The 20,138-nt window shown below is 43.2% G+C and carries 16 protein-coding genes and 1 riboswitch; of the genes, 6 read left to right on the top strand and 10 right to left on the bottom strand.

The genetic code is table 11. The features are described 5' to 3' along the window. Positions 1-81: 81 nt before the first annotated feature. From folE to V7097_RS04205, 8 genes are all read right to left on the bottom strand, one after another. Entirely contained in the window at positions 82-663 is a 582-nt protein-coding gene (gene folE / locus V7097_RS04240; protein ID WP_335702366.1) for a GTP cyclohydrolase I FolE, read from the bottom strand. 248 nt (positions 664-911) lie between these two features. Further along, positions 912-1,580, bottom strand: a complete 669-nt coding sequence (locus V7097_RS04235; RefSeq protein WP_335702344.1) for a hypothetical protein — start codon at positions 1,578-1,580, stop codon at positions 912-914. Between the two features lie 145 nt (positions 1,581-1,725). Next, positions 1,726-2,907, bottom strand: coding sequence for a J domain-containing protein (locus tag V7097_RS04230; protein WP_335702343.1), 1,182 nt, complete (start codon positions 2,905-2,907; stop codon positions 1,726-1,728). Between the two features lie 285 nt (positions 2,908-3,192). Then, positions 3,193-4,068 (bottom strand): HNH endonuclease, encoded by an 876-nt coding sequence (locus tag V7097_RS04225; RefSeq protein ID WP_335702342.1) that lies wholly within the window; start codon positions 4,066-4,068, stop codon positions 3,193-3,195. A 442-nt stretch (positions 4,069-4,510) separates the two neighbouring features. Continuing rightward, entirely contained in the window at positions 4,511-5,596 is a 1,086-nt protein-coding gene (locus V7097_RS04220; protein ID WP_335702341.1) for a hypothetical protein, read from the bottom strand. Continuing rightward, positions 5,580-6,899 carry a glycosyltransferase family 2 protein gene (locus V7097_RS04215; protein WP_335702340.1) on the bottom strand — a complete coding sequence of 440 codons (1,320 nt, stop codon included), beginning with the start codon at positions 6,897-6,899 and terminating at the stop codon, positions 5,580-5,582. Before V7097_RS04215 ends, V7097_RS04220 begins: the two co-directional genes overlap by 17 nt. Continuing rightward, positions 6,892-8,631, bottom strand: a complete 1,740-nt coding sequence (locus V7097_RS04210; RefSeq protein ID WP_335702339.1) for a polysaccharide deacetylase family protein — start codon at positions 8,629-8,631, stop codon at positions 6,892-6,894. The genes V7097_RS04215 and V7097_RS04210 overlap by 8 nt, the downstream gene beginning before the upstream one ends. Then, positions 8,628-10,187 (bottom strand): DUF2334 domain-containing protein, encoded by a 1,560-nt coding sequence (locus V7097_RS04205; RefSeq protein ID WP_335702338.1) that lies wholly within the window; start codon positions 10,185-10,187, stop codon positions 8,628-8,630. Before V7097_RS04205 ends, V7097_RS04210 begins: the two co-directional genes overlap by 4 nt. 433 nt (positions 10,188-10,620) lie before the next feature. Here V7097_RS04205 and V7097_RS04200 point away from each other — a divergent pair, with 433 nt between their 5' ends. Further along, positions 10,621-12,177: an ATP-binding protein gene (locus V7097_RS04200; protein WP_335702337.1), complete on the top strand. Its 1,557-nt coding sequence runs from the start codon at positions 10,621-10,623 to the stop codon at positions 12,175-12,177. 96 nt (positions 12,178-12,273) lie between these two features. Here V7097_RS04200 and V7097_RS04195 read toward each other — a convergent pair whose 3' ends face one another. After that, positions 12,274-13,461, bottom strand: coding sequence for an acetyl-CoA C-acetyltransferase (locus V7097_RS04195; protein ID WP_335702336.1), 1,188 nt, complete (start codon positions 13,459-13,461; stop codon positions 12,274-12,276). Positions 13,462-13,937: 476 nt separating this feature from the next. Between V7097_RS04195 and V7097_RS04190 the strand changes: the two genes are divergently transcribed. Together V7097_RS04190 and V7097_RS04185 are read left to right on the top strand one after the other, a co-directional pair. Continuing rightward, a complete protein-coding gene (locus V7097_RS04190) occupies positions 13,938-14,453 on the top strand; it encodes a sigma-70 family RNA polymerase sigma factor (protein ID WP_335702335.1) in 516 nt (171 codons plus the stop codon). A 156-nt stretch (positions 14,454-14,609) separates the two neighbouring features. After that, entirely contained in the window at positions 14,610-15,140 is a 531-nt protein-coding gene (locus V7097_RS04185; protein ID WP_335702334.1) for a hypothetical protein, read from the top strand. A 481-nt stretch (positions 15,141-15,621) separates the two neighbouring features. On the opposite strand, the gene V7097_RS04180 is transcribed toward V7097_RS04185, so the two are convergent. Next, positions 15,622-15,726 (bottom strand): putative holin-like toxin, encoded by a 105-nt coding sequence (locus V7097_RS04180; protein WP_335421361.1) that lies wholly within the window; start codon positions 15,724-15,726, stop codon positions 15,622-15,624. 179 nt (positions 15,727-15,905) lie between these two features. On the opposite strand from V7097_RS04180, the gene V7097_RS04175 reads away from it, so the two are divergent. The 3 genes from V7097_RS04175 (at position 15,906) to V7097_RS04165 (ending at position 19,796) form a co-directional block, all read left to right on the top strand. Then, on the top strand, positions 15,906-17,189 hold the full coding sequence (locus tag V7097_RS04175; protein WP_335702333.1) for a M20 family metallo-hydrolase: 1,284 nt from the start codon (positions 15,906-15,908) through the stop codon (positions 17,187-17,189). A 498-nt stretch (positions 17,190-17,687) separates the two neighbouring features. Next, positions 17,688-17,789: riboswitch (purine riboswitch) on the top strand. A 112-nt stretch (positions 17,790-17,901) separates the two neighbouring features. Next, positions 17,902-18,492, top strand: coding sequence for a xanthine phosphoribosyltransferase (locus tag V7097_RS04170; RefSeq protein WP_335702332.1), 591 nt, complete (start codon positions 17,902-17,904; stop codon positions 18,490-18,492). Beyond that, the gene (locus V7097_RS04165; protein ID WP_335702331.1) at positions 18,492-19,796 is read left to right on the top strand and encodes a nucleobase:cation symporter-2 family protein; all 1,305 of its coding nucleotides are present in this window, start codon (positions 18,492-18,494) and stop codon (positions 19,794-19,796) included. The genes V7097_RS04170 and V7097_RS04165 overlap by 1 nt, the downstream gene beginning before the upstream one ends. Positions 19,797-20,138 lie beyond the last annotated feature (342 nt).

Raw genomic sequence — 20,138 nt, 5'->3', positions numbered from 1 at the left:
CTACCTTTCGTTTTGGGGACTAGGGGGACGGTTCTTGTGGTTCCAAGGGATCACGAACCGTCCCTGTGGCCCCTGGCTCCCTTATCGGTTTAATAGTGTTAGAAATTCAAGACGAGAGTTTGCGCTTTGCTCGAAAATGCCTCTTACGGCTGTTGTTGTGGTTTCGGAGTTTGTCTTCTTAATTCCGCGCCCACACATGCACATATGTTTAGCCTCAACGACTACCATTGTGCCCTGTGGTTCGAGGATTTCTTCGATTGCGTTTGCGACTTGGTTCGTCAGCGTTTCTTGAACCTGGAATCGTTTTGCATACCCCTCTAGCATTCTGCCAATCTTTGAAAGTCCGGTTACCTTTTTATCTGGAATGTAGCCTACATGCGCGACACCAAAGAACGGAGCAAAATGATGCTCACACATGGAGTGGAACTCGATATTTTTTACAAGAACGAGCTCTCGGTGTGCGACATCGAACACCTTTTTCAAATGGTCCTTTGGATCCTCATGGTAGCCTTCAGTGTATTCGAGGAATGCCTTGACTACGCGTTGGGGTGTTTCAACGAGCCCGTCACGGGTCGGGTCGTCCCCACAAAGTTCGATCAGCTTTTTTAGTGCATCCGTTACGACTTGAGCTTGTTTGATTTTTTCCGGGTTTCCTTCAAACATACGTGAGAATTTTTCAATTATGTTTCCTTCCGCATCTATTAAAGTCATAATGTCGGACCTCTTTTCATATGGTAAACTTTACTATTACTTCTACTTTCGCTTAGTATTTCCTTCCTACAAAATGACTATTATGGTTTGGTTTAAATTTATGTTTAGATAAAGGATTTCATGAGGAATTTTGCGGACTTTTTTTACTCTTTTCATAAAAAAATGCGATAATCAGTGCCGATTATCGCATAGTTTTATTCCTATCTATTATGTTGTACATTCCAACTCCATTTTTTTAACTGACCAATCATTGCACGTTCGAGGACTTTTACTGTTTCCACATCTTCTGCAGAATCACCTACGATTAAAATCGAAATTTGAATGTGATCTCTGTTCTCATTCATTTTCTGCCCCGACCCATGAGTACGAGCACTATCACTACTTCTTACATAATCTCTTAGTCGTTTTCTAAACCCACCGTTATTGTATTCAATTGCTCTGCCCAGATATACAATTTGCCCATTCATCTCAGCTTTATATAAGCCTATATGTTTGTTGTATCTACTTAAATCTTCTAATGTAAGAGAACTTAATACACCTAATCTAATCCACTTTTGATTCCATTGAGAAAGTGTAAGTCCTCCGTATGTAATCTCACCACTAGCGTTCTTCGATTGTGAGCCCCGATTATTATATGTATTTAATTTCTCCCTTTCCTCTTTTACTTTTCTTGCGAAAGTGGGGTCACTCATTCTATCCGATTTTTCCGCCTGCGTCACTTTTCTTTCATGTTCTTTTAATCTTCTATCGGCCTCTTTATGTAATGATGCCTGCTTCTTTGCTGCCTCTTGCTGTAATGCTCCAATTACTTCAGGTGCGTGATCAATTACCGCCCCTACCACTTTCCCTACTTTATTCCAAAATCCCATGTAGTAATCCCCCTAATTCGACATTAACCTGCATTTTTCCATAATGAAAAGCAGTAGTATTCTTAGGAATCCACTGCTTTTTTAATTAACTTTATACTATTTTTAAATGTGAGCGCCTAGCACACCACACACGAAATTACATTAGCTATAAATTGGACAGGATAAAACCTACAATAACGATAATTGCCACTAGACAACCTAAACCACTCAGTAAATTTTTAATGGTCCTTGCTTTAAAGTACCATACAAACCCAGCGATAATTCCAACGATTGGTGTAGCAATAAACGATAAGACAATTCCAAGAAGAATGGAGAAACCAACGGACCCCCTACCATTGTCTTCATAAACCTGCTGGGAAGATGTTGAGTGGGATGGAGATGATGTAGCCTGATTTGTAGGTTTCGGATCACCGTAATAGATTAGATCTTGACGTATTCGGGATTCAGCACTACGTATCCAGTCATTTGCATCATAGAACTCATTATTGTTAATGTCCCTGACTAATCTAACAAGCTCTTTATATCCATTATTTTCATTTGATAGATTATCACACAATCCAATTAGCATATTTAATAGTTGTTGCTTTTCGGCACTATTCGTATATAACTTTTTTATTCTTGTGATTACCTTTTGATGATACGTTTTATTATCCGCAATCATGGTTAGGAAAAATAATTCTTCTAACAATGGATAATCATACACAGATTCTTTCCCTTGATTTAATTTTTCTTCTAAAACACTACAAGCCCGATCGTAATTATTTAATTGAAAATAGGCATTTGAAAGGCGTAAATAATAGTTCGACTCACCTGGGGCTAACACTATAAGTCTTTCATAGTAATTAATTGCTTGTTGATAAGCCTTTTGGTTTTGGAATACTTGAGCAAGTAGATACAGTGTATCTTCATCATTCCGGTTTTCATTTTCTAAAAGGTATAGAATCCTTTTTGATTCTTCATAACGTTCTAGATTCAGATAACATAAAGCCATATTCTTCCGAACCTTTTGATCATTCGGGTACTGCCTTAACATCTCTTCTAACGTGTAAATGGCACTATTATAATTCTCATTTTCCATACTATCTAATGCCTGCTGCAATAATCTTGAATATGCCCCATTGTCCATAATTTCACGGTCATAGTTTGACTTTGCATCAGGGTCCATTAGTACCTTGTAAGCCTTTGAAATCTGTTGAAATTCTTCTGGATGTGTTTCATTTGGGAATTGACGAATTTTTTTAAAATAAGCTCTTTTTATTTCTGCCTGTGCCGCTGTTTGATTGACTTCAAGCAGGTCGTAATAACTTATAACACTTGTTGCTTGCATGATTGATCCTCCGCAATTTCTTTACTATCTGAAGTTTTCGGGATTTATATGTACTCGTCCTATATTTTGATTCCTACTATATAGGTTTAAAGTCCTTTTCTCAAAGACCTCTCACGTTTCTGGTCTAGGTATAAAATCACAAACTACTATAATATTAACATAATATTGCAATAAGTGTTGCCTTCCGACAATTTTTTCGTGAGTTTTGTGGTTCTTTTTTCACAGGGTTGGTTCACAAAAAAGAAACCTAGATTTCAGGTTTCTTTGTTTGGATCTATTTTTGATTTAGCGGTATTCGGCTCCTCCACCCCAAAGCTCTCTTCCACCAGTGTGTCCAGTGTTATGATGAGTCTCCTCGTCAACAAGTTGTAGCAGCCCCGCCTCTTCAGCATGATGCCATGTAAATCCTTCCGGTGTGTTACCTTGTGCGAGCTGTTGGATATCCGTACTGTTTAAGCCTAACTCTTGCGAAAGTGCTTGATTGGATTCAATTGCTTCATATAATTCATAATTTGCGTATGTAAAATGAACCGAATCCGACTGAAGATACATATCTTCTTGGAGTTGGACATCATATACTGATTCAAAAACTGGGAATGTCCCAACGATTGTCCCATCTGGAACTTCAACCGTTTTTTCAATAAATGGGATATTTGTTTCTGGATGTACATCCCCTGCTAAAGCATCATTTCGAGTAGAAACTTCCTCAGCATCAGCCACATCTACTCCATCAATTACATCAACCACTCCAACTGCTAGAGTTGAAATGACCGCTACTTTGCCTATGTTTTTCACGCCCTGCAACGTTTTTTCATTATTTCCAGTTTTTATCCCATCAATGGTCGTTCCTGCGCTTTTTACCGTATAGCTTACTGCACTGCCAATCCCTTTTAGTGTTCTTCCGGTTGAGTCTTTTAAATCATAAAACCCCTCTTGCTTAGCAATCTCATCTTTCTTCAAAACCCCGTATGTGCCTCTTACGGCGCCATCCACAAATTGACCCGCGTTATCTAATGCAATAGTGGAAGCTTGTTTAACCCCATCTCCGACCTCTTCCACCCACTCGGATTTTACAGCCCTTCCTACTATCTTAATTCCACCACCGATAACACCACCAGCAACCGTACCGACTCCTTTACCTACCTTACGAAAGAAGACCATCTTCCCTCACCCCGTTTTTCGTTTATGAGTCTATCGTACTATGTGGTTTGGTATATTGGAAGTAATTGTTTAAGCTCTTATCAAAGACAATCCCCACCGTTCCAGACATCATTTTTTACCCGATAGGCTGTTTCAGAGACGTTTTATCCGAAGGTCAGATCTAATTTGTCCGCGAGAGTAGGTCTCAAAGACATTTGCCCGAAGACCAACCCCATTTTGTCTCCGAGTGCACTCCTCAAAGACATTTCAATTGACACCCTACTTCATTTTGTCTCCGAGGACCTCTCTCAGAGACATTTCATAACACCTAGCCCTCAGTTTCTCCTCGAGCCACTGCCTCAGAGACATTTCGAAATGCTCAAATCCCTTATTTCGTCCCCGACCCCAACCTTCACAGACACTCCAACTAGTTTCGTAGCCTAGTTTGTCCTTGCCCAAACATCTATCTCCCCAAATACAGCCGCTCCGCCAGCATCGGCACGAGGTTATCAAACGCATGTGTATTCCCGCTCTTGTCGACCGAATAGCCGCCATAATACGGACTATCTTTATCGCTATTTCTAAATGAGGCCATCCGACGATAAATCTTTTCCGCTAACTCTTTTTCCCCTATTTCCACACTGTACATGAGCAAAAACCCGTAAACTGACGGAGATTCATATTCTACTGTCGGCTGACCATTCACCAACTGATACCTCCCATAAACCACGCCAGCCCCCATCATTTCTTTTTTTACAAATTCTAAAAAATCCTCTGCCACAATCCCAAGCTTCGCCTGATGATAAGCAACCAACGCCTGGTCAACCATGTGAACTTCATCCGTAAAACGATAATCCTCGACCCGGTACGATTTTGGATAAAAAACACCCTTCAAAGGTGCCTCGCGTAAAATCCCAGTCGTCCTCTCAGCCGTCTTCGCATCAAGCAATCCCCGCTCCCACATCGACTCGATTGCAACCGGATCAATATATGACAAACTTAACGACTTCGCACTAAATCCATTTTGCCAATCATAATAATCCACCAAAACCTCATCGCGAATATTATTCTCAGATAGGAACTCTCCAATTTTCATAGCCGTCGCCGAGTAATCCCTACCCCATTTTTTCTCAGCTTGAAACAATGCCTCCATCATCCTCAAGTCATCAACCAACGCATTCGTGTATACCTGATTCGTCCCCAATTTGTTCAGCTTCCAATACACAAACCCGTCATCCTCTAAAAAGTAGGCGACCAAAGATTGGTGTGCTTTTTCAAATAGCTTTCGGTCGTCAACCACAATCGCATACTGCATCCACAAGCCAAGCGACTCGGATAGCGACTCCCTTCCTTTTGCGAGGTCGGCGTCGAAGTCTTCGTCCGGTAGAACGTAAGTAGCGATAGTTCCGTTCGGATTCGTCATCCATTTTTTAATGAAGGCCTCAGTTGGCGACATCGGTTTTTTTAGAAAAAGCAAAGCGACCCAAACTACAATTACAATAATAAGTAGCGCAGCGACTGTTCTCACTCCTTTAACCAGACCTCTCACCTTTACACTCTTCCTTCACTGTGTTTTGGGAAGAAGGACCTGACCCTGTGTCCCCCGAAACAAATCGTTTTGTTTTGTACCATTTGACTTCTTGGCGAAGGATGACTCGCTTCACTTCCAAGAATGCTGCGTAGGCGACGAGTAGGATCCAGAGCTGGGAGTAGGTGAAGTACATGAAGATGACGGTGAAAAAGGTTTTCGTATTGAGTTGGTCTTTTTCCATGCTGAGGGTGAGGATGCCCTCGGTTACGAACAGCAAAAACCCCAGAATCAAGAGTGCGTATGACACATAGCCGATGGAAAGGTTCAAATCAACAAATAAGTTCGTGAAAAAGATGATATGTGACACCATGACGCCGCCGAAGAACAACAGATATGTGAAGAAAAAATAAAATAGGTCGACGCCAACTTTTTTATTTTTCAGTTTAAAAAAGCGCAATAAGTATTTCGTGATCACGTACAGATTGCCGCGCGCCCAGCGTGTCCGTTGGCGCCACCAGACCCTTAATGTTTCAGGCTCCTGCTCCCAGGTAACAGCCTCAGGAAAAAAGCGGATGTAGTAGCCAAGGTTGTAAACGCGAAAACTGAGTTCCGTGTCCTCAGACAAGGCTTTTTCATCCCAGCCACCAAGCTCTTCGAGAATCGAGCGCCGAATCGCAAAATTCGTACCAGGGATCGTCGACATTTTAAACCAAAACCACCGACCTGCTTGGGCGAGCCACTGGAACGTGAGCGTCTCGACATTGATGAGGCGGGTAAGCAGATTTTTACCGGCATTGATGACACGAAATTTCCCAACGCTGGCACCTGCATGAGGATCATTCATTAAAGCAATCGCATGCCAGTAAACCGCATCTGGCTCGGGTGTGTTGTCAGCATCGTAGACACAAATGATGTCACCGGTTGCCCGCAAAAAGCCGATGTTCAGCGCGGCCGACTTTCCTTTTCCACCATTCGGAGGTTTGGAGTGGATGGCTTTTATAAAATGGTAATTCCGTGTGAACTCATCGACGATATCGCCAGTCCTGTCACTAGAGTTGTCGTTAATGACAATAACCTCAAGGCGATCAAGCGGATATCGTAAAGCACACATCGACTCAAGCGTGGCACGGATGACGACCTCCTCGTTATGAGCCGGAATAAGAATGCTTACCTTTGGAAACGGAGTGCGATTTTTCTCCCATTCGCGCGCTTTTTTCCGGTGGCGAATCGAGTGGAGGTAACCGCCCTGCATTAGAAACATATGGTAAAACAACATCGACCAAATCAGAAAGAGGGAAATATACATAAATGTGTCAGCCATAATATTCCCTCCTCCATTTCCACCGTAAAATGAGTCCATACAATGTAAAAAGCACGACCGCAAACGCACCAGCACCGACCATCACCCATGTCATATACTGCGCCATGTCTTTTATTCTGTAAAAAAGATAGTCCAGGGATGAAGCAAACAAACCGGTGTAGTTGATGTCAACTTTCACGAGGCCGTCTCCAGACACAATTGTGACGTTCTCCGACTTCACCGTATTGACGCGCTCCTTTAAGTCAATCCACTTTACATTCGGGATTTTTTCAAGCTCTCCTAAAAGCATCTCGAAGCCCTCCACCCCAAGATATGGATGATAAAAACCTGCGACAAAGCCATCCCGCATCACGGTGTAGCGCTGCGCTTCCTTGATCATCGATTCGATGGCGTTTGGATCGTGTTCGTCAACGAAGCCGATTGTTTCCGGGAGTAGGGTCATGCCGCCAAACATCGTCGGCTGGGTTTGAGATGGCGCTGTCCCCATCACTTCCCAGTTCTCATCACTAAGCTGGACCTGGCCGACATATGTTGAAAAATGATTGGACACAACCTTGTATCCGTTTTGCGACATCGTGTAGTGTGGCGCCTCGAATGCAAGTGGGAAGAGCCCGTAATTCACTAGTTCATCAATCCCACGCTGAATTTTTCCTTCGATATATTTCGTCTCAAAATCGAGCTGACTTTTCCTAAATGCCTCATACTCGGCGTTTGACGCGAAATCGCTCCGTGTTTTTTTCACAACTTCTTCATCAAGCGTATGGTAGATTGGCATATTGTTGTCAACATCCCAAAACTCAAAACCCTCACCTGTCTCATCCGCGCGGAATTGGTGTGTGTAGCCGTGGAGGACAATGCTGCCACCGTTGTTCTGCATGTATTTTAGTGCCTTTAATAGCTGGGGCGAGTCGGAAAAATGGTATTCTTTTTGCGTTTCTGGATTGGTGTAGACCGGAATGACCGCGACCATGTAAGGAATCTGTTTTTCTTTTAAAATTTCCGCAATTTCCATTACCTTCTTCGCATTCACCTTCGGATGGATGTCTTCAAGTCGGATGTAGCCCGGGTGAATGTGGGCATGCTCATCTCCGAATACAGCGTGAAGCGCCTCCCCAAGGAAAATTGCCTTCGATTTCTCGATGACCGGTGATGCGTAGTAATAAGATTGATTTTTACTGAGAAACAACGGGTACTCGTTCTCCGTACCATGACTCGCTTTTACAATGGTTTCGGCATTTTCCGCTGTAACGTGCAGGATGCTCTGCGGAAAAATGATGATTGATTCTGTGTCATTTGTTATTTTCGAAACTGACACCTCATTTTCAACTTTCATAAAAGAAAACCGATCCGAGAGCTGTTCAAAATTGTGGCCGATGGCGACAAGTGTTCCGTCGAATTTAGTTAGCGCCGTTTTAAAATTTTTCGGCAAGGTTTCCTTGATTTGACCGTGATAAAAGAGATGAGTGACGTCCTTTAAATCTTCGGTTGTGACCTCTTTCGTACTTCTAAACTTTATGTTTGATGTAAAATGTCCGACGAGTAAATCGAGCACCCTCTGCTGGTCCGAGATTTCACCAGTTTTCGTCGAATAGACCACCAACACCGAGTGGGATGATGAACCCGTTCCCTTGTCCCACGTGGACACTAGTTCCCCGCCCTGGGTCAGTGGGACATGGCCGTTGTCCCAGGCTACCATTAGTATGATTGCGAGTATGAGTGGAATGTATTTCATGTTGATTCACCTCTTTTTAAGGAGACAACGGCGACCAATAAGGTGAACGCCACCCCCATAAGCACCCAAAATGTATTATCAAAAAACAAATGGAATAGTTCGGACATTGACATTGGTTTGGCCTCCAGGTCGATATACGAGTCGAGGTCGATGTCTGGGATGATCTCCCCGTTTTTCGATTCAATCGAGATGCCGTCAGCCTTCACTGTGTTCGGTAGATTTTTCAAATCAATCCACTCGACTCCCGGGATTTTTTCAAATTCATTTAGGATTTCGATAAGTCCCCGCGCTCCCAAAAATGGGTGATAAAAGCCGCCGATGACACCATCGCGCACGGTGGTAAAATCATGAATACGGGACTTCATTTCCTGTATCGACTGCGGGTCCTCATAGCGCACATAGCGGATCGTTTCTGGCAATAGCTGCATGCCGTGCAAATACGTTGGTTTTGTGATGTAAGGCGACTCGGTCATGATGCGCCAGTCCTTATCTGTCAGTTGGAGTTGACCGACGATCGTTGAAAAATGCTCAGACAGCACTTTATAGCCGTTTTGACTCATCGCATAATGCGGAGCCTCGAATGCAAGTGGATACAGCTTATACTCGGCAAGCTCCTCCAAGCCCTGTTGGATGCGGCTTTTGATGTAATTTTTATCATTTTGAATAGGCGTATTTTGCCCAGCATCCCAAAACTCGAAGCCGTCGCCAGTTTTTGTATTTTTATATTGGTCAGTGTAGCCGTGCAGAATGATGCTACCACCATGATCCTGCATGTATTTCAATGCAGCGCGAACGTTCGGCGCATCAGCAAGGTGATATTCCTCGTCCGTATGCGGGCTGACATACACAGGAGTGACCGACACCATGTACGGAATGTTGCGCTGCTCTAGTATTCTCGCAATCTCCATTAAGTCCTTCGAGTTAGAAGCTGGGTTAATGTCCTCCAGCCTCAGGTACGCCTGGGTCGGCGTTTTGTGCTCGGTGTTGAAGACCTCATGCAAGGCCTCGGCTAAAAAATTAGAGTTCGGTGGAAATAAATTGTTTGTCGCGTAATAATATTTGTTTTCCTCATTAATAAGGAGTGGGTAGGTTTGGTTTGCTTGCTTCGCTTCGATTATGGTTTCAGCAGTTGTTTCTACCTGAATAATGTTAGTTGGGTCGACATTAATTGATTTATCCTCTTTCGGTAGATAGAGTTCCTCGGTGTACAGCTCGGCTTGATTGGTTTTGATAAAAGGAAAAATCGCTTGCTGTTGTTCGATATTGAGACCAATTGACATGATTGTGCCTTGGTAGCTAGCTAGAATATCGATGAGTTTTTGCGGTAGCTGCTCCCGCGTTTGCCCATAGTAAAAAAGATGGGTCACCCCCTTTAAATCCCCGTCTTTGACCTCACTACTGCTTTTGAACGAAATATCCTGCGTAAAATGGCTAATTAGCATATCAAGGAGGCGCTGATGCTCATCGATTCTTTCAGTTTGTGATGAAAAAACGACCAGCACCTTTGGATCCTTTGCGGACACATTCGTTGTCGGTGCGCAAAAAATCCCGAACATTAGGGCAATACTCATTATCATTTTCCAATTTATGTTTCTCTGTTGACCCATATCTTTCCCTCACAGTTGGATGCGTCCTATCATGAGTTTTTAGGCGGAGTGGGCACTGGACATGTCTCAGTTCCACCACACCCTTCTTTCCTCCCAGCGAAATGGAAATGGTCCTTTCGCTGAATGAAATTTTACTCATATAAGTAAAAGTATGAGCACTTTATAAAATTTATTATCATTATGCGACATGTTCTCAAAAAAGAATTATCGGGTCATGAGGATAGGTTCTCTGTCCCTACTACCTTTGTAGTATTTTTCAGTAAATTCCATAGTTTTCCGGTTGTTTTCGTTGAGTACTGAATGTTTTTCCAGTAGAATTTTTAAAGTATATATCAAAAGATTAAAATTATTTTAAAGTTAGTTAGTGGGGGGATTTCTTCTTATGGTTTCGAATGAGATGAGAAATGAGAAACAAAGGAGGGATACACATTTAAGTCAACTTGCCTCGGTTGGGCAGATTGCTGCCGGGATTGCTCATGAGGTACGCAATCCACTAACCGCCGTGAAAGGATTTTTGCAGCTTCTTCAACAAGAGGAGGGGCACAACTACCTTGACATTGCTCAGAGCGAGCTCGACGACGCGCTTATCACCTTGAACGATTTGCTTCAGGTGTCCAAGCCTGATTTGGAGGATGAGGATGAGCAGGCGATCCATCTAGCGGCCGAATTGGAGTCGATTTTAAATCTATTTTTAGATAAATTGTACGAAATTAAGCTTGAGACGGACTTTAAGAATACGGATGCCGTCATTGTCGGCAAGAAAAATCAGTTCAAGAAAGCATTTTTTAACCTGATTAAAAATGCGATTGAGTCGATTGTTGGCACTGGAAACATTACGATTACCCACTGTGCCAATGACAAGGAGGTTATTGTCACAATTCAAGATTCAGGCGTCGGTATCCCGAAGGAAAAAATGAAACTTCTTGGCACACCCTTTTTTTCAACAAAGGACTCCGGAACTGGAATGGGTCTCGCGCAGGTTTTCTCCGTTGTCTACCAGCACGGCGGCGACATTTCCGTTGAAAGTGAATTGAACGCTGGAACAACTTTTACCATCAGACTGCCAAAACAACACAAAACCATTAATCGAGGTGTTCGGAAATTGGATGTAACCTACAAAGAATCTATTAAAGATTTTTTCCTGGAAAACAAAGTCTGTTTTGAGGAAAAATTGCTTGAGGAAGCCATCAATGTGAAGGATAAAATCAAGGATATTCAGACTGTCGGAAACATCAACCTTCTCGATAACGCTCATAAACTTGTACTTTTTGTAGTCGAAGAACGTGAACACGAGTTGATTACATTTGCAAAGCGTGAGGGTATGGCCTGGGCAAAAAATTCTCTGACACTCGCGTTCAAGCTTGAGTGGGTCCAATCCATCCGCCGCACCCTGTGGGACTTCCAGTACAATTATGACCTGCTATTGAATAATGAATCCAGTCGTGACGCGTTTTTTACGCTTGAAAAAAGGATAAATACCCTGCTCGACCATTTCTTAACACACTTTTTCATCAGCTATTCCAAGTACAAGGACGACCAGCTGGAGTCGCACAGGCAGCTTGTTGAAAATCTGTCTGTGCCGATCATTCCGATTAACAAGGACACGTATATTATCCCGTTGATTGGTGGCATCGACTATCGTCGAGTCATGACGATTGAGGACAAAATTTTGTCTACGATTGAAAATGAGCATATCCGCACGCTAATCATGGATTTATCTGGCGTTGCCTTCATGGAGGACGAAGTAATTCACCGCTTCATGAAGCTGATAGAGGGCGTTAAAATGATGGGTTGCCAAATTGTCCCAACTGGCATTCGCGCGGAATTCGTAAAAAAGATGATCGCGTTAGATATCAGCTTTGCGGAAATTGCGGAATCGAAGAGTACCTTGCAGCTGGCGCTGAATGATTATTTGTTTGTTGGAGATGTCGAGGAGTAGGATTTTGTATGGCTTTGGATGAGTGGAAGGTTCGAAGGAACCCTACCCTCCAAATATAAAAAGGCCTTCAGTGTTTAGCAGAAGGCCTCGACTATCTTAAAAGCTATTATTTTCAATGATCATTGCGATTCCTTGGCCGCCGCCGATACAGAGGCTCACCGCCGCATATCTTTTCCCCCGTCGTCTTAGTTCGTATGCTGCTGATAGTAGGATTCTCGCTCCACTTGCTCCGACTGGGTGGCCTAGTGCAACTGCCCCACCGTTGACGTTTGTTTTTTCCCGGTCAAGTCTGAGTTCTTTTTCAACTACGAGATATTGCGCAGCGAATGCTTCGTTTACCTCGACTAAGTCCATGTCGGCTAAGCTTAGTCCCGCTCGTTCGAGTGCTTTTTTTATCGCTGGAACCGGGCCGATTCCCATGATGGTTGGGTCAACACCGGCTACTCCCCACGATATCACCTTTGCAAGTGGCTTGAGTCCATTTTCACGGACAGCTTTTTCACCAGCAACAACAACTGATGCTGCCCCGTCATTGATTCCGGATGCGTTTGCAGCGGTGACTGTTCCGTCTGCATTGAATGACGGTCGTAATTTACTCATCGACTCCAAATTCGCGTTCGGCTTAATGTGTTCATCTTTTTCTACTAAAATACTACCTTTTCTCGTTTTCACCTCAACGGCGACAATCTCTTCCGCAAAGGTTCCGTTCTCAGAAGAGTTTGCTGCCCTTTGATTCGACTCAATCGCGAATTTGTCCTGCTCCTCCCTGGAGATCGAATACTTTTTTGCCAGTTTTTCAGCAGTCATCCCCATCCCTTTTCCTGTGTATTGGTCCGTGAGGGTTGTCAGCAACATGTCTTCAAATTGAAGATTGCCCATTTTTGAGCCGCCAAATCGCTGTGTAAAATTCGCATATGGGGATTGGGACATGTTCTCCGTTCCTCCTGCAAGTACCATTTTCGCATCCCCTACTAAAATATGCTGAGCCGCGGAAACAACAGCTTGCAGACCAGAGCCACATAAGCGGTTAACCATAAATGCTGGAACTTCCTGAGGAACACCGCTATGTAGTGCAATGTGTCGTGCAAGATAGGATGCATTTTTTTCGGTATGAATGACGTTTCCGTAAATGACGTGATCAATTTGTGCGGGATCTACCTTAGAGCGCTTCATTGCTTCAATTGCGGTGGCGCATCCTAACTCTGTAGCACCCGTCCCTGAAAATGAGCCTCCAAAACTAGTGAATGCCGTACGAGCCCCATCAATAAGAAAAATTTGTTCCATGGAAAAACCTCCTTTTAAAATAGTTTACCATGTTGCTAACTATATGTAATGAATATTCTGACTAATATCCCTATGAAAGGAGGTGTACAAATTATGCACACCTTAACTTTGGCATTATTCAGTTGTTTATGTCGAAACTCGGTTGCATACCAACGGAATGAATCGTCGGTGGAGGGATATGTAATATGTAAAAAAACACTAAGGTGTGTTTCGTCGGTGTAACAATCGATGTAGATCCAAGTGAGTCTTTCTACCTATATAATACTTCCTGATTCGGCATATTTCTGTGAATTTCATCACATTTTTAACTTTTTTTGTCATTTTTTTATAATTTTGTCATGTATTGTTGTTTCGAACATAAAGTTCCGCCTAAGCAAACGTTACATACGGTCCCTTCCCAGATACCTCGTACGTGAAGTTTAGCCTTTGGACTCCCATTCCTGTTACCAAGTAAATTGAACTTACCGGCGGAATACATGAGGAACGCGTTCTTTAAAAGGACTATTTGCATGGAGTTTGAGGAACTTGCAGAACAGTATAAACCATTAATTTTTCAGGTGATAAAAAGCTTACGGCTGTACGGGGACAGGGAGACGTTTTACCAAATTGGTTTGATCGGACTTTGGGAGGCGTCGACCCGGTTTGATTCAGGAAAAGATGCCCGGTTTTCGACGTTTGCTTTTTCAACGATACGCGGAAAGCTTCTCGATCATTTAAAAAAGGAAGCTCGTTACCAGGAGCATTGCCAGCCTTTAGGGGAGCAGATTTTTCTAAAGATTGCAGATTTCTCGGATGGTTATTCCGTAGACCTCATCGAAGAGTACGGCGAAGGTTTGACGGAAAACCAGGTGAAGTGGATTCAAGGGCGAATTATCGAGGATAAAAACTATAAGGAAATCGCAGCCGAACATGGTGTTACCGTAGAATCGGTGAAGTCCTGGGGACGCCAGGCTATTAAGAAATTGCGGCAAATTATTATGGTAGAAGGATAATTTTTTTCAAATAAACGTTTGTTTGAATTTTTTGGGGTAATGACCATGGGTTTCCATGTTTAAACAAGCGTTTGTTTGAAGTTCGGTCACATTTTCTGAGGATAATGAAGGATTAGGATTGCGGCAATGGGTAACAATGTATGGTGAGGTGAAGACATGATTAAGAGGTTATTGATTCTCGCAATCATTGTGGAGCTCGGTGTGTTTTGGTATGTGCATCAGGAAATGAGGCCCGTCCAGGTACAGGTGGAGAAATTACCACAGCGCGAGCTCTTTTTGGACATGAAAAAGGTCCCTGCAGATGAACCAGAGCCTGCGGTTGAAGCGGCGGCAACAACTGACCCTTTGATGGTAATAAAAGATAAATATACGGTTGAATTTAAGAATTTAGAAAAGGAAACAAAAAAGAAGGCGAAGGATCTACTAGCACGTGCTAAAGCTGATTTCGTGGAGGAATCGAGTGATGGCATCGCCGTTCTGCAGGTGATGAGTAGCTATTACAACGAGTTCAAGACGCTTGAAAAAGAAACCGACGAAGTCTTCGAGCAAATCTATTTGCAGCTCGAAACCGATCTTGAAGCAAGCGGCTATTCGAAGGACGAGGCCACCCCTTTCCGGGAACAATACGAGGAAAAGAAGAAGAAAATGCTGAAAAAAGCACTAGCAGTGCAGGGGAGTTATGAGTGAGGGCGTGGGATTTTTCCCTATTTTAAGAGAATTGAGCCTTAAGTTGTTGGAATTGCGCCCTAAAGTGGGAGAATTGCTCCCTAACTTCAGGGAATTGTGCCTTATCCGAAAATCGTAGAATTTGTAGTTCATCGTGCTATTAATTACGGTTGCACTTGATACACCGCTCAGTGAGCGGATTGCCCATGAACTTAGAAGTGATATCAAAAAGAAGTAACTACCTATATCCAATGCCGGGATAGGCGGTTACTTCTTTTTGTTAGCAATAAATACAGATATCACGCTACTTTTTTCATCAAAATGACTTCCGCAAAAGTTGAAATAAACGTTTATAATGCTTATAATGAAGATATAATAAAAAAGATCAGGTGCGCTAACACCTGATCAACACAATTACATGCCGCAAAGTAGGCGGCTAACCAATCTTTAAAGGATTACAAATGGAAGTAATCACCCCAAATGCCTTGGTTGGGCGGGGCGGTTACTTCTTTTTGTTTGCAACGACCAACATGACTACAATTGTTATGAGCCCTAGCAAAACTAAATTAGATTGCAGTGCCACAGACATTGCCTCGTATGCCGTCATCTGACCACCCCCCTTCTCAAGGAAGTGGCTAACCGCCCACCCGCTTTATGTAACTGTACCCCTATTTTAACATTTCAGATAATAGATTACTAGCAAAAACAGAACATTTGTTCCTATTATTTTTACAGAAACGTGTTGTGATAGAATATATAAAAAATCTAGTAAAGGAGTTTTCCCCTATGAATTTTTTCGAAAGATTGATATCAGATTATGATTTTTCATTGGATAAAAATGGTGTTGGTGGAGAGCGTTTGGCTTCCCGACTTGCTGCTCTTTCAGAAATTGGATTAACTTCCGATAACGGCTCACACCGAATCGGTTTTTCTCGTGAAGAAAAGGCCGCGAAGGATTTAGTGAAGCAATGGATGACAGAGGCTGGTCTCACTGTGACGGAGGACGGTGCTGGTAATGTATTTGGGCGTATCGATGGCAAAAATCCAAATCTACCTGCACTCCTGTCCGGTTCCCATGTTGATAGTGTTCCTAATGGTGGTCATTTTGACGGCCCCCTTGGTGTGCTCGCGGCACTAGAGGTTGCTGAGGCATGGAAACAAACTGGCTTTGTACCGGAACGTTCATTTGAGGTTGTCATTTTTACAGACGAAGAAGGCGCGCGATTTAACGGAGGGTTCAGTGGAAGCTCATCTATGATTGGCGAGGCAACTAGAGAGGAACTCCTGCCGAAAAAAGATATCCATGGTGACTCTTTTACAAAAGTTTTAGAGGACATCGGGCTATCGGTTGATGATTTTTTCAATTCAAAAAGGGATCTCTCCAAACTGGAGGCGTTTGTGGAAATACATATTGAGCAGGGGAAAAGGTTGGAGCGAGTTGGTGTTCCAGTTGGGATTGTAACTGGAATCGCGGGGCCTTGTTGGTTAAAAATGACGTTCACGGGTCATGCTGGACATGCGGGCAACACGCCAATGGACGACCGCAGGGATGCCTTGGTTGCAGCGAGCCAGTTCATCCACGAGGTCCATTCTCTCCCCAGCCAGGTTAGCTCATCAGCGGTCGCAACTGTTGGAAAGGTTGATGTACTGCCAAACGGCGTGAATGTCATCCCAGGTGAGGTGCGTCTCACAGTCGATATTCGTGATATTAAAAAAGAAACACGGGATCAACTCGTTGACATGGTTATTGAAAAAGCAAAATCACTTAGCGCGGCACATGGAATTGAGCTTCAATATGAAGAAACATTGCGTGAAGCACCCGTACCGATTAGTGAGGTCATGCAACAAAAACTCGAAAAATCTGTCGGCGCTCAAGGAATCAAACCCGTGTATTTACCGAGTGGCGCTGGTCACGACTCCATGATTGTCGGACATGTGTTGCCAGTGGCGATGATTTTCGTCCAAAGTAAAGATGGCATCAGCCATAACCCAGCCGAATGGTCTTCATTAAGCGACTGCGTGCAATCCGTGCATGTGTTGAAGGATTTTGTTGAGGGGTATGACAGCTGAGTGGCAGTGGTATAGCAATGGAAAAGGATGTACGTTTTTGTGCATCCTTTTCATGTAGAAGAAAACAAAGTGACCGCTATATAACCTTACTACATTTAATAGTTTCAAAGACATTCTATGAAAAGCATTAGATAGTTTTGTCTTTGAGAATTGCACTCAAAGACATTTCAAAAAAGTATAGCAAGATTTTGTCTTCGATAACATTCCTCAGAGACATTTTGCTTAGGCTCCCTCATGGTTTTGTCTTCGATAATCGGTATCAGCGACATTTTACATTATTACTCGCTTCCCTTTGTCCTTGAGGCCCTGGCTCAGAGACGATCTACCTTCAGAACAGCGTTGAAATGTCTGCGAGGACCTCGCTCATATACATTTAACCAGCTCGGTTTGCTTCATTTGTCTCTGAGCCCCTTTTAAACACAACGGCAAAGCCCACCTCCTTTTTCCAACTCCCACCATTTACAAATCCCACCTCACGTCATATAATACCAACATACCATTTGAATATCGGCATTCACTCATATAATCTCGGGGATATGGCCCGTAAGTTTCTACCAGCGTACCGTAAATGCGCTGACTATGAGTGAGCAATGGGAATGCATTTATGCTTATTCCACTTTCCTTCGTTGAAAGCCTGAAGGTCATTGACTCACTCGTATTTTGAGGAGTGCAATGATGTTCAGGCTTTTTCATTTTAAAGGAGGAAACTCAATTGAAGCTTTTACAACAAAAAATTATCAACGAAGGTACAGTCCTCTCAGACCACGTCCTAAAGGTCGACACCTTTTTAAATCACCAAATAGACCCTGAGCTAATGGTCGAGGTCGGCAAAGAATTTGCGCACCGATTCAAAAATGACCAAATCACAAAGGTTTTGACAATTGAGTCATCAGGGATCGCGCCTGGATTAATGGCAGCCCTCGAACTTGGTGTACCAGTGATTTTTGCTCGAAAAAGAAAATCTCTAACACTTGTAGACGACCTGATCACAGCTTCAGTTCATTCTTTTACGAAAAATGAAACCAATGAAATCTCCGTATCAGGGAAATTTCTAGAACCAACAGACAATGTGTTGATCATCGATGACTTTTTAGCAAACGGCCAGGCTGCACTAGGTCTTGCTGAAATCGTTGAGTTAGCTGGCGCTAAAACCGCTGGAATTGGAATAGTGATTGAAAAATCCTTCCAAGACGGTGGTAAGTTGCTTCGCGAAAAAGGTTTCAAGGTTGAATCTCTAGCACGAATCCAGTCACTCGAAGGTGGAAAGGTTACATTTTTAGAAGAAGTGGGGGTTGGTCGCTAATGAAGGGAAACATGTTCAAAACCGCTTCTCTGGGAATTCAGCACGTACTCGCGATGTACGCAGGTGCTGTAATTGTACCGCTCATTGTCGGTGGCGCCATCGGTTTATCAGGTGAGCAACTCACGTACCTCGTTTCAATCGACTTATTAATGTGTGGAATCGCAACGCTTTTACAGGTGTGGAAAAATAAATTCTTCGGAATCGGGTTGCCAGTTATGCTTGGCTGTACGTTCACAGCAGTCGGACCAATGATTGCAATCGGTGACCAGTACGGGATATCCGCGATTTACGGTTCGATTTTAGCCGGCGGTGTGTTCCTCGTTCTTGTTTCTACTATCTTTGGTAAGCTCGTAAAATACTTTCCTCCGGTCGTGACCGGGTCAGTTGTTACAATCATCGGAATCACTCTCATCCCAGTTGCAATGAACGACATGGCGGGTGGAGTTGGAAGCGCAGATTTCGGTTCGGTTCAAAATCTTGCCCTTTCATTTGGAACGCTATTTTTTATATTAGTGTTGTATCGTTTTGCAAAAGGTTTTATGCGCCAAATTGCTATTTTACTTGGGTTAATCATTGGAACAGCTGTTGCTTATTTCTTAGGCAAGGTTGATTTTTCAGCTGTTGCAGATGCGTCTTGGATGCACATGCCGAAACCGTTCTACTTCGGTATGCCAACGTTCGAGCCCTCAGCGATCATCATGATGATTTTAGTATTAATTGTGGGGCTTGTTGAAGCATCAGGCGTTTACTTCGCACTCGGTGATATCACTGGTAAAAAGCTATCAGAAGAAGAGATATCAAAGGGGTACCGTGCAGAAGGAATTGCGACCATTTTAGGCGGAATTTTCAACGCGTTCCCATATACAACGTACTCACAGAACGTTGGACTAATCCAGCTTTCAGGTGTAAAAAAGAACACTGTCATCTACGCAGCTGGGGCATTTTTAATCATACTTGGATTCCTCCCAAAAGTCGGCGCGTTCACAACTGTCATCCCGACACCTGTTCTCGGTGGCGCGATGCTCGCAATGTTTGGAATGGTCATCTCTGCGGGTATCAAAATGCTTAGCAAGGTTGACTTTGCATCACAGGAAAATCTGTTAATCATGGCATGTTCGATTGGAATGGGACTCGGTATCACAACCGTCCCAACCCTATTCGCAAACCTACCAGAAGGAGTCCAAATCCTAACCAACAACGGAATCGTCATTGGAAGCCTAACAGCCATCGTGATGAACTTCATCTTCATGAAAGCACCGAAGGAGAAAAAGGGGCAGGTACTGGAAGGGCAGAAGGCTTCATAACAGGTATTTTTCTTTACACTAAAAAGGGAAAGCCAAAGTGGCTTTCCCTTTTTTATTTGCAACTTTGTACAGTTTTCAAATAGTACTGAGTTCTCTACGTTAACCCCTATCGGCGATAATTTGGTTCTATCGGCGGCGTTAGCGCGGGTTCTATCGGCGTTAGTCTATTTCTATCGGCGTTATTTTAATTCTTTCGATGATAATTCGATTCTATCGGCGTTATTTTAATTCTTTCGATGATAATTCGATTCTATCGGCGTTAGCAAATATCAGATCAAAGATGAAAAACTGCTTGAACCGACGCATATTTCCGAACATAGACTCAAATCCGCTTGAATCGAC

The sequence above is a fragment of the Bacillus sp. JJ1562 genome (assembly GCF_036962705.1).
Lineage (GTDB): Bacteria > Bacillota > Bacilli > Bacillales > Bacillaceae_L > Ferdinandcohnia.
This window is presented reverse-complemented; position numbering and strand designations above follow the sequence as displayed.